This window comes from Brevundimonas sp. (assembly GCF_029946145.1).
Taxonomy (GTDB): Bacteria; Pseudomonadota; Alphaproteobacteria; order Caulobacterales; family Caulobacteraceae; genus Brevundimonas.
In genome coordinates this window covers 89,048-99,479 of record NZ_JAQSDY010000032.1, presented here as the reverse complement: position 1 = coordinate 99,479, position 10,432 = coordinate 89,048, and the positions used below count along the sequence as shown (strand labels likewise).

Sequence of the window (10,432 nt, the reverse complement as noted above, 5' to 3'; positions counted from 1 at the left end):
CTGTTCAGCAGTTCGCCGAGCCCGTCGATGTCGATCCCCGAGCTGTCGTCCGCCCCCGCCCCGCCCACCACCCCCCCCCCCCCACCAGCCCCCCCCCCCGCGGGGGGCGGGTCGTCGGCGCGCGGCGCCGACGGGGTGGGGAGGGCTCGGCAAACAAACGCCAGCGTCCGTCTCGCCCGGCCCCTCCCACCCGGTCGCTTCGCGACCACCCTCCCCCGGAGGGGGAGGGAGAAACCGACAGGTCCTCCCATGGAATTCCGGCACAGCGACAAGGCCCTTCACTGGCAGGAGCGGGTGAAGCGCTTCCTCGACGACCACGTCCTGCCGCGCGAGGAAGAGTACCGGGCCCAGGTCCGCGAGGATCACACCCGACAGCCCCCTGCCATGGAAGAGATGAAGGCGAAGGCGCGCGAAGCCGGGCTGTGGAACATGTTCCTGCCCGGCGACCACGGCGCCGGCCTGACCAACCTCGAATACGCGCCCCTGGCCGAGCTGATGGGCCGCCACCTGTGGTCGGCCGAGGTGTTCAACTGCAACGCCCCCGACACCGGCAATATGGAAGTGCTCCATATGTACGGGAACGAGGCCCAGCAGGCGAAATGGCTCGAGCCCCTGATGGCCGGCGAGATCCGCTCGGCCTTCCTGATGACCGAGCCCGAGGTCGCCTCCTCGGACGCCACCAACATCCAGACCCGCATCGTCCGCGACGGCGACCACTATGTCATCAACGGCCGCAAATGGTGGTCGACCAACATGGCGCATCCCAACGTCGCCATGACCATCGTCATGGGCAAGACCGACCCCGACGCCTCGGTCCACACCCAGCAGTCCCAGATCATCGTCCCCGTCGACACGCCCGGCTTCCGCGTCGAGCGGATGCTGTCGGTGTTCGGCTATGACGAGCTGCCGATCGGCCACGCCGAGGTGGTGCTCGAGAACGTCCGCGTCCCGGTCGAAAACCTGATCGCCGGCGAGGGCCGCGGCTTCGAGATCGCGCAAGGGCGCCTCGGGCCCGGCCGCATCCATCACTGCATGCGCGTGATCGGCATCGCCGAACGGTCGCTCGAGCTGATGGTCCAGCGCCTGCTTTCGCGCACGGCGTTCCGCAAGTCGCTGGCCGAGCACTCGGTCTGGGAACAGCGCGTCGGCGAGGCCCGCACCAATATCGAGATGTGCCGCCTGCTGGTGCTCAAGGCCGCCTGGATGATGGACGAGGCGGGCGCGAAAAACGCCAAGTCCGAGATCGCCCAGATCAAGGTCGCCGCCCCGCGCATGGCGCTGCAGGTCATCGACGACGCCATCCAGGCCTTCGGCGGCGCCGGCGTCTCGGCCGACACGCCGCTGGCCGAGATGTACGCCATGGTCCGCACCCTGCGCATCGCCGACGGCCCGGACGAGGTCCACAACCGCACCGTGGCGCGGCTGGAGTACGCGAAACACGGCGGCCGGGGCGGGTAGCGCGAGGGGTGACGACGGGAAGGCCCCCCGCCGTGCATCCCCGCGGAGGCGGGGATCCAGGTTTGAGCTGCGACGACCCTGTCTGAATGAACCGACCCTAAGTCCGACACCGGCGGTGATGCCAAAGCCTGGGTCCCCGCCTCCGCGGGGATGCACGGTGATTTCATGCGCACAGTCCGCCGCCAGCCATACAGGTTTGAATCGCTAACCCGCTGACCCCGCTTCCCTAATCCGACCAACCAGCGTCATTTCGCAGCCGCAGGAACAGCCCGTGCGAGACTCTTCCCCGTCCCGTCGCGGGGGAGGCGCAAAGGCCTTGCGATCTTTGGCGGCGGGATGTGGAGAAGCGGGGGCCCGGTTCCGGTTCGTCTTCGTCATCCCGGACTTGATCCGGGAGCAGGACGAGCGACGCCCGGGGTCTGATAACCAAACGGACGTCAGGGACGAGGGGGATACTCGTCCGGTCCGGGGACCGTGTCGCAAGCACGGCCCGCCCGCCGGAGGCGCTGCGGTAAGGCGATAAAACCGCCACCCGACGCAAGCTTCCGACCAATCTCCGCGCGGAGCGTCTGTCTTTCGTCGAAACGGTACTACTCAACTCTCTTTTCCGGGCGAAAGCCCGGCGCTCCGCACGCCTCCCGCAACCGCTTCTCCGGAAGCGGCGATCACCCATGTCCACACGGAGGCTCCCGCGTGCCGTCTGATCCCGATCCGATCGGCCCCCCGATGCCTGCGCCCTTTGCGCGGCGTGCGGCGCGGTCCATATCTCCGTCCATGGCGATGCGCGGTGAACGGTCCGGACGGCGAGGCGATTCAGTGGCGAAGGCGGCGCAGGCCGGGGCGCCTCCGCCCGCGAAGGACGGGGCCCCGACCTGGCAGGCGCTGGGCGATCTGGTCCGGCTGGTTGGCCGCTCCAATGCGCCGCAGCTTCGCCTCCGCCTGATCGCGGCCATCGCCATGACCTTGGGCGGCAAGGCGCTGGGCGTCCTCGCTCCGCTGGTGCTGGGCGCCGCGGTGAACCACCTGGCGGCGGGGCAGGGGGCGGGCGTCGCCTTCGGCATGGGCTTCGCCGCCTTCGCCCTCGGCTGGGCCTTCGTGCGCCTGCTGTCGGCCATAGCCCCCAACGCCGCCGACGTCGTCTTCGCCCCTGTCCGTTCGGCGGCCCAGCGCACCGCCGCCACCGAGACCTTCGCCCACGCGCTCAGCCTGTCGCTGGACTTCCACCAGACCAAGCGCTCGGGGTCGTTGTCGCGGACCATGGACCGGGGCGCGCGCTCGGTCGATTTCCTGATGCGCATCCTGGCCTTCAACCTGGTCCCCACCGGGGTCGAGCTGGTGCTGGCGGCGGGCGTGCTGGCGGGCAAATACGACTGGCGTTTCGGCGCCGTGGCCGTGGGCGTGGTCGCCGTCTACGCCGCCTCGACCTTCGCCCTCTCCAACTGGCGGCTGGAGCACCGCCGCGAGATGAACGCTGCCGACACCGAGGCCGCCGGCGTCTCGGTCGACGCCCTGTTGAACTACGAAACCGTCAAGTCATTCGGAGCCGAGGCCCGGGCCGCGCGCACCTATGACAACGCCCTGGGCGACTACACGCGCGCCGCGTTGAAGGCGAACAGCTCCCTGGCCCTGCTGAACGTGATGCAGGCGGTGATCATGAACGTCGGCCTCGGGATCATGGCCGTGATGGCGGGCTTCGAGGCCGCGGCGGGCCGGATGGGGCCGGGCGACGTTACGGCCGCGGTGCTGATCATGATCTCCCTCTATGCGCCGCTGAACATCCTCGGTTTCGCCTATCGGGAAGTCCGCCAATCCTTCATCGACATGGAGGAGATGCTGAAGGTGACGCGACAGACGCCCCAGGTCGCCGACGCCGCCGACGCCATCCCCCTGCCGCGTCCCGTGGACGCCAAGGGCGCCTCCCTGGCCTTCGAACACGTCGGCTTCCGCCATGACGCCCGCGCCAACGGGCTGGAGGACGTCAGCTTCCTCGCGCCCCCTGGCACCACGACGGCGCTGGTCGGCCCCTCCGGCTCGGGCAAGTCGACAATCGTCAAATTGGCCCTGCGCCTGCTTGATCCCCAGGAAGGGCGGGTGCTGATTGACGGTCTGGACGCGCGACAGGCGACGCAGGAATCCCTGCGCGCCGCCGTCGCCCTGGTCCCGCAGGACGTGGCCCTGTTCAACGACACCATCCGCACCAACATCGGCTTCGCCCGGCCCGACGCTGACGAAGCCGCCATCTGGGCGGCGGCCGAGGCGGCCGAGCTGTCGAACTTCATCCGTGAACTGCCGGATGGCATGGACACCAAGGTCGGCGAGCGCGGCCTGAAACTGTCCGGCGGCGAACGCCAGCGTGTCGGCATCGCCCGCGCCCTGCTGGCCGATCCGTGCGTCCTGATCCTCGACGAGGCGACCAGCGCGCTCGACAGCCGCACCGAGGCCGCCATCCAGAAGACGCTTCGCCGGGCCCGGACCGGCCGCACCACCCTGGTCGTGGCCCATCGCCTGTCGACCATCGCCGACGCCGATCAGATCCTGGTCCTCAAGGCCGGCCGCATCGTCGAACGCGGCGCGCATCACGAACTGGTCGCGCGTCAGGGCGGGGAATATGCGGCGCTGTGGCGCAAACAGACCCGCGGCGCGAAGACCGACCGTTCCCCGGCCTGAGGTGTCAGGCCTTGGGCGGCAGCTTTCGGTCCGCCACCAGCTTCAGGCTGTCGAGGACCGTCGCCCGGGCCGCCGCTTCCTCTACCGGCAGGGTCTGCAGCAGGCGCAGCGAGCGGGCATGAACGGTGACGATGCGCCAGTCGAAGGTCTGGTTGGCCGGAGCGCCGTCGATCAGGTCGCACAGGCCGCTGGCGGCGTTGCACAGGTCCAGCAGCTCGAACGGACTGGCCGCGTCGATCACGGCGTTGGCCGCGCGATAGGCCTCGTTCAGCCGAAAGCCCTGTTCCTCGAGGTTGGCGGGTGGGACCACCGCTTCGAGGGCGGCGATCTGAACCTCCACGACCGCCATCGCCTCGGCCCGTTTCGATTCGATGTTGGCGCGAGCCTGGGCCAGGGCCACGCCGACACTGACGCCGCCGGGCGAGTCGATCATTTTCGAGAGTTTGGACCGGGTCCGGGCGTGGGTAATGACTGCCATTTATGCGTCGTCTTTTGCGGCCGCCCGCGAGGCCTGTTCTGCATCAAAAGCCGCCTTGCGGATAACGGCGGCGCGCCGTTCCTCTGTGGGCGGGGGCCCTTCGCGGAAGCGGCGATCCGGGCCGAAATAGTCTCCGACCTCCAGGAACGGACGCACATCACGGGCCACCCAGACGATTCGTTCAAGCAGGGTCGAGGCGCTGAACGGCTTTGTGACCACGAAGTTCGCGCCGCAATCTCGCGCTTCCGCGATCTTGGAGCGGCGCATGTGGGCGGCGGTCATGATGACGGGCGCCATGGCGTTCGTCTGGGCCGAGCGGCGCAGCCAGCGGACCAGCTCGTAACCGTCGACGCTGGGCATTTCGCAATCCACAACCAGAAGGTCGATGGGCTGGTCGGCCAGGATCTCCATGGCCTCCGCGGCGCTTTGGCAGGTGTAGCTGGTCCGGATGCCGAAGCCCCGGAGGGCCTGACACGTCAGGTCGAGCCCGAACGGGGAATCATCGACCACCATCGTCGTGGCGGAGGTCAGGTTGATGACCGCGCTTTCGCGAAGGGACTCGCCGACACTGCCCATAGTGACCATCCCACTGGCGACCCGGTACTAATCGCCCGCCACCGTGTCGAATGGCACGCCAGAGTAGAAGGAGTGGTTAACGTCAGCTTGCGCGACCGATCGCGTAAAAGCGGTCCGCGCGCGCCTTGCGCAGCTGCTCGGGGGTCATTCCGGACAGGGCTTTCAGCTCCTCCGCCAGCACGTCGCCCACCGTCGCGATCGCCGCTTCGCGGTCGGCATGGGCCCCGCCGATCGGCTCGGGAATGATCCGGTCGACGATCTTGAGCTCGAGCAGGTCGGGGGCCGTGATCTTCATGGCCATGGCCGCGTCGCGGGCGCGGGCGCCGTCGCGCCACAGGATGCCCGCCGCGCCTTCCGGCGAGATCACCGAATAGATCGAATGCTCCAGCATCAGCACGCGGCCCGCCGCGGCGATGGCGATGGCCCCGCCCGAGCCGCCCTCGCCGGTGATGGTCGCGATCGAGGGGACGCCAAGCGTCAGACAACGTTCGGTCGAACGGGCGATGGCCTCGGCCTGGCCGCGCTCCTCGGCGCCCAGGCCGGGATAGGCGCCGGCCGTGTCGACGAATGTCAGGACGGGCAGACCATACTGTTCGGCCAGATCCATAAGCCGCACCGCCTTGCGATAGCCCTCGGGCCGGGCCATGCCGAAATTGTGGACCACCCGCGTCTGGGTGTCATAGCCCTTCTCATGGCCCATCAGCACGACGGGCTCGCCCCGGAAGCGGGCGAGGCCGCCCAGGATGGCCTGATCATCCCCGAACTGACGGTCGCCCTTCAGCTCGACGAAGTCTGTGAACAGGCCCTCGACGTAATCGACGAAATGCGGCCGTTGGGGGTGCCGCGCGACCTGGGTCTTCATCCACGGATCGAGGCTGGCATAGGTCTTCTTGCGCAGCTGCTCGGCCTTCTGGCGCAGACCTTCCACCTCGGCGTCGAACGAGCCGGAGGTCGAGGAGAGCAGATTCAGCTCCTCGATCTTCGCCTCCAGATCGGCGATCGGTTTTTCGAACTCGAGGTAGTGCACGGCCATAAGGCGTCCGGAACAGGCGCGCCCGTGGCGCATCGGAAGGCGGCGGAACCTAGTCAGGTCAACGCCGGGGAGCAAGCTACGGTTCAGTCATCCCGCGCAAGAGGGTGTTTGCTTTTGACCACCTGCGCCAGCCGGTCGGTGGCGACGTGAGTGTAGATCTGGGTCGTGGCGATGTCGGCATGGCCCAGCAGGGTCTGCACCACCCGCAGGTCGGCTCCGCCGTCCAGCAGATGGGTGGCGAAGGCGTGGCGCAGGACATGCGGGCTGACCCGGGCAGGGTCGATCCCCGCGTCCACGGCTGCCTGATCCAGAAGTTGGGCGAAGCGGCGGGGGGTCAGGTGACCCCTGGCCGCCGACGACGGGAACAACCACGGACTGTCCGGCGTCTTTTCCGGCCGGGCGGCGTCCCGTGCGACCAGCCAGGCCTTGAGCGCCTCCCGCGCCGGCGCGTTGAGCGGCGCCAGCCGCTCCTTGCCGCCCTTGCCGCGGACGATCAGCCACGCCGGGTCGCGGCGCACCGCCTCCAGCCGCAGGCCCAGCAGTTCGGACACTCGAAGCCCGGACGCATAGGCCAGCTCCACCAGCGCCACCATTCGCAGGCCCGCGGCGCCGTCATGAGCGGACGCGGCGGTCAGCAGTCGCCCGATTTCCTCGCCCGACAGGGTCCGCGGCAAACTGCGGCCCTGTTTCGGAGCGTCCAGCCGCCGCGAGGGGTCGTCGGCGCGCCAGCCTTCCCCCAGGGCGAACCGGTAGAACTGTCGCACGGCCGACCGTCGCCGCGCCTGCGTCGCCGGCGACAGGCCCTGTAGCGCGAGCCCGGCGTACCAGGCTTCCAGCCCCGCCTCGTCCCCGCGCATCAGCCCGCCATCGACGCTCCCCTCGGCGTCGGCCAGGTCGCGGCCATAGGCCGACAGGGTATGGGGCGAGGCGTCCCGCTCGACGGCCATCATCTCCAGAAAGGCTTCGATCTGCGGCGTGCTCATGCGTCGTGGCGCTTCCCGACGGCGGCGCTTGGTGTAGAGGATGAGGTTGTCATGCCGTGCCTGTCCGCGCCCCGTCCGTCGTCCAGCCGCCCGCGAGGCCGCGCGTGAGCCATGCCCTGACGATTCCCGTCCATGAACGCACCATAGCCCTGGTCGGGCTGATGGGCGTGGGCAAATCGACCGTCGGACGGCGTCTGGCCAAACGCCTCGGTCTGCCGTTCGCCGACGGGGATGTGGAGATCGAAGCCGCGGCTGGCATGACCGTGTCGGACATCTTCGCCAGCCTGGGAGAGGCCGAGTTTCGCGCCGGGGAGGCCCGCGTGATGAAGCGGCTCCTTGAGGGCCCACGCATGGTGCTGGCGACCGGCGGCGGGGCGATCCTGAACGAGGACACCCGCGCCGCGCTCAAGGCGCGGGCCGTCACCGTCTGGATGCGCGCCGACCTGAAGACCGTCGCCGAACGGGTGCAGCGCCGCGACACCCGCCCCCTGCTGCGTGGCCGGGATCCGCTGCAGGCCCTGACCGCCATGGCCGAGGTCCGCTATCCGTTCTACGGCCTGGCCGACGTCACGGTCGACGTCGCCACCGGGGCCCACGCCGAGGCGGTTGAAGCGATCGTGCGGGCGCTGGACGCTTACTGGGCGGAGACCGCGGCATGACCACGACCCTGTCGGTCCGCGGCGCGCGTTTCGAACCCTATGACGTGGTCATCGGTCGCGGCCTGCTGGCCGAACTGGGCGTCCGCGTCGCGCCGCTGGTCCGGGGCCGCACCGTGATCATCACCGACGAGACGGTAGCGGGGCTGCACGGCCCCGCCGCCCTGGCGTCCTTGCAGGCCGCGGGGGTTCGGGGTCGGCTGCTGACCATACCGCCAGGCGAGAACTCCAAGTCGTTCGCCGAGCTGGAGCGGGTGATCGACCGGTTGCTCGCCTTCGGGCTGGACCGGCGCGACCTGATCATCGCCCTGGGCGGTGGCGTGGTGGGCGATCTGGCCGGACTGGCGGCGGCCCTCTACATGCGCGGCATCGACGTCGTCCAGGTGCCGACGACGCTGCTGGCCCAGGTCGATTCCTCGGTCGGCGGCAAGACGGCCATCGACACCCCGCGCGGCAAGAACCTGGTCGGCGCCTTTCACCAGCCCCGCATGGTGGTGGTCGACATCGACCTGCTGGCCACCTTGCCGGAGCGCCAGCTGCGCTCTGGCTGGGCCGAGGTGTTGAAGCACGGCCTGATCTGCGACACCGCTTTCTTCGACTGGCTGGCGGGCGACGGGGCCGTCGGCGCCAAGGGCGATCCTGCCGCCCTGACCCGCGCGGTCGTCCATTCGGTCGAGATCAAGAGCGCCATCGTCGGCGAGGACGAGAAGGAAGCGGGCCGCCGCGCCCTGCTGAACCTCGGCCACACCTTCGGCCACGCCATTGAGGCCGAACTGGGCTTTGACGAGGACGCCCTGACCCACGGTGAGGCGGTTGCTCTCGGTTGTGCCCTGGCCTTCCGCTTCTCCGCCGCCCGGGGCCTGTGCGCCGCCGCCGAGGCGGAGCGGGTCGAGACCGTCATCGCCGCCGCCGGCCTGCCCACGCGGCTGGAGCACGCCGGCGCCTTCAGCGCCGACCGCCTGCTGGCCCGCATGGCCGGGGACAAGAAGGCCGAGGGCGGACGGCTGACGCTGATCCTCGCCCGCGCCATCGGTGACGCCTTTGTCGACAGGGCCGTCGACCGGCCCGTCGTGACCGCTTTCCTGAAGGCAGAGGGCGCCGCGTGAGCATGGCCCGCATGACGCTGGCGGTTGTTCCGCTCGAAAACCGGCTCGTCCGGCTTGATCCGTTTACGCCGGCCCTGGAGGCCGAAGTCCGCGCGGCGCTGGACTGCGACGCCCCGTCCTGGGACATCATGGTGGGCGCCGCCTACGGTCCGCATTTCGACGGCTGGTGGCGCTCGGCGCTCGCCACGATGGAGCAGGGGACCCGGATCGCCTGGGCCGTCCGCCGCGCCTCCGACGGCGCTGTCATCGGTACGACCAGCCTCTATGAGATCAAGCCGGACTACCGGCGTTGCGAGATCGGCTCGACATTCTACCGGCCGGATGCGCGGGGCGGTCCCGTCAATCCGTCCTGCAAGCGCCTGCTGCTGGGCCACGCCTTCGACGCGGGCGCCGTGCGGGTGGAGATCATCACCGACGCCGTCAACCCCGCCAGCCAGGCCGCCATCCGCAAGCTGGGCGCGCGCGACGAGGGCCTGCTGCGCAAGCACAAGATCACCTGGAAGGGCCGCATCCGCGACACCGCCCAGTTCGCTATCCTGGACGAGGACTGGCCCGACGTGCGGGAGCGGCTGGATACCCGGCTGGCGGCATTTGACGTGGTGCGCTCGTGATGGGCGGTCTGATCATTCGCCCGCTTGAAGCCGGAGACCACGTTCGCTGGCTGCCCCTATGGGAGGGCTACAATGCCTTCTACGGTCGGACGGGCGTCTCCGCGCTGCCCGGGGAAGTCACGCAAACGACCTGGGCCCGTTTCATGGATCCCGCCGAGCCTGTGCAGGCCCTGGTCGCCCAGCACGGAGATGAGCTGCTGGGTCTGGCCCACTATCTGTATCATCGCAGCACCACCGCGATTGGCCCGACCTGCTACATGCAGGACCTGTTCACCGCCGACGCGGCGCGGGGCAAGGGCGTCGGCCGGGCGCTGATTGAACGGGTGTACGAGGACGCGAAGGCGGCCGGGGCGGGCCGCGTGTACTGGCAAACTCACGAGACCAATCGTACAGCCATGCTTCTGTACGACGCTGTAGCGAAACGTTCGGAATTTCTGATTTATTCCAAGCGGCTCTGAGCCGTCAGTCGACCGCCCGGCAGTCAGTGGGGTCGCGGCCTTCCGACGTCCAGGTCGCCATCACGCCCCTGCCGCGCAGTTCGTAGCCGGACGCGCGATACCAGATGCCGTCCTCGGCCCGCTCCTGGAACAGATCGACCGCCTCGCCGCTGGAGTTGCGGACCGTCGCCATCTGGCGAGGATTGTCGAAATCGACCGACAGGCGCTCGCTGTTGTTGCAGAGATAGACGGTCCGAATGACGCGGTTCAGGGCTCGGTCCTGCGCTTCGGCGCCCGTGCGGCGGCGCGCTGTCTGGGCCTCCTGCGCCCGCTCGCGCACTGAATCCCCGTCGGTCGGCGCATCCTTCGGCTTCTGACCGCAGGCGGCCAGGGCGATACAGGCGGTGGCGAGGACCAGGAGCTTCAT

The 10,432-nt window shown here is 69.4% G+C and carries 11 protein-coding genes; 6 read left to right on the top strand and 5 right to left on the bottom strand.

Features of this window, described 5'->3' with window-relative positions:
• Positions 1 to 249 precede the first annotated feature (249 nt).
• Together PSV23_RS17335 and PSV23_RS17330 are read left to right on the top strand one after the other, a co-directional pair.
• On the top strand, positions 250 to 1,458 hold the full coding sequence (locus tag PSV23_RS17335; protein WP_300471597.1) for an acyl-CoA dehydrogenase family protein: 1,209 nt from the start codon (positions 250 to 252) through the stop codon (positions 1,456 to 1,458).
• A 780-nt stretch (positions 1,459 to 2,238) separates the two neighbouring features.
• The gene (locus PSV23_RS17330) at positions 2,239 to 4,125 is read left to right on the top strand and encodes an ABC transporter ATP-binding protein/permease (RefSeq protein ID WP_300471605.1); all 1,887 of its coding nucleotides are present in this window, start codon (positions 2,239 to 2,241) and stop codon (positions 4,123 to 4,125) included.
• Positions 4,126 to 4,129: 4 nt separating this feature from the next.
• Here PSV23_RS17330 and PSV23_RS17325 read toward each other — a convergent pair whose 3' ends face one another.
• The 4 genes from PSV23_RS17325 to PSV23_RS17310 form a co-directional block, all read right to left on the bottom strand.
• A complete protein-coding gene (locus tag PSV23_RS17325) occupies positions 4,130 to 4,603 on the bottom strand; it encodes a chemotaxis protein CheE (protein ID WP_300471595.1) in 474 nt (157 codons plus the stop codon).
• A complete protein-coding gene (locus tag PSV23_RS17320; protein ID WP_300471593.1) occupies positions 4,604 to 5,179 on the bottom strand; it encodes a response regulator in 576 nt (191 codons plus the stop codon).
• An 82-nt stretch (positions 5,180 to 5,261) separates the two neighbouring features.
• Complete coding sequence (locus PSV23_RS17315; RefSeq protein WP_300471591.1) at positions 5,262 to 6,212, bottom strand: acetyl-CoA carboxylase carboxyltransferase subunit alpha; 951 nt, start codon at positions 6,210 to 6,212, stop codon at positions 5,262 to 5,264.
• 83 nt (positions 6,213 to 6,295) lie between these two features.
• Positions 6,296 to 7,195 carry a site-specific tyrosine recombinase XerD gene (locus PSV23_RS17310; RefSeq protein ID WP_300471589.1) on the bottom strand — a complete coding sequence of 300 codons (900 nt, stop codon included), beginning with the start codon at positions 7,193 to 7,195 and terminating at the stop codon, positions 6,296 to 6,298.
• A 104-nt stretch (positions 7,196 to 7,299) separates the two neighbouring features.
• Here PSV23_RS17310 and PSV23_RS17305 point away from each other — a divergent pair, with 104 nt between their 5' ends.
• From PSV23_RS17305 to PSV23_RS17290, 4 genes are read left to right on the top strand one after another with little or no spacing between them, the layout of a single operon-like run.
• The gene (locus tag PSV23_RS17305) at positions 7,300 to 7,854 is read left to right on the top strand and encodes a shikimate kinase (protein WP_300471587.1); all 555 of its coding nucleotides are present in this window, start codon (positions 7,300 to 7,302) and stop codon (positions 7,852 to 7,854) included.
• Positions 7,851 to 8,957 (top strand): 3-dehydroquinate synthase, encoded by a 1,107-nt coding sequence (gene aroB, locus PSV23_RS17300; RefSeq protein WP_300471585.1) that lies wholly within the window; start codon positions 7,851 to 7,853, stop codon positions 8,955 to 8,957. The genes PSV23_RS17305 and aroB overlap by 4 nt, the downstream gene beginning before the upstream one ends.
• Positions 8,958 to 8,959: 2 nt before the next feature.
• Positions 8,960 to 9,568, top strand: a complete 609-nt coding sequence (locus PSV23_RS17295; RefSeq protein WP_300471603.1) for a GNAT family protein — start codon at positions 8,960 to 8,962, stop codon at positions 9,566 to 9,568.
• Positions 9,568 to 10,026: a GNAT family N-acetyltransferase gene (locus PSV23_RS17290; RefSeq protein WP_300471583.1), complete on the top strand. Its 459-nt coding sequence runs from the start codon at positions 9,568 to 9,570 to the stop codon at positions 10,024 to 10,026. The genes PSV23_RS17295 and PSV23_RS17290 overlap by 1 nt, the downstream gene beginning before the upstream one ends.
• 4 nt (positions 10,027 to 10,030) lie before the next feature.
• On the opposite strand, the gene PSV23_RS17285 is transcribed toward PSV23_RS17290, so the two are convergent.
• Positions 10,031 to 10,432 (bottom strand): MliC family protein, encoded by a 402-nt coding sequence (locus tag PSV23_RS17285; RefSeq protein ID WP_300471581.1) that lies wholly within the window; start codon positions 10,430 to 10,432, stop codon positions 10,031 to 10,033.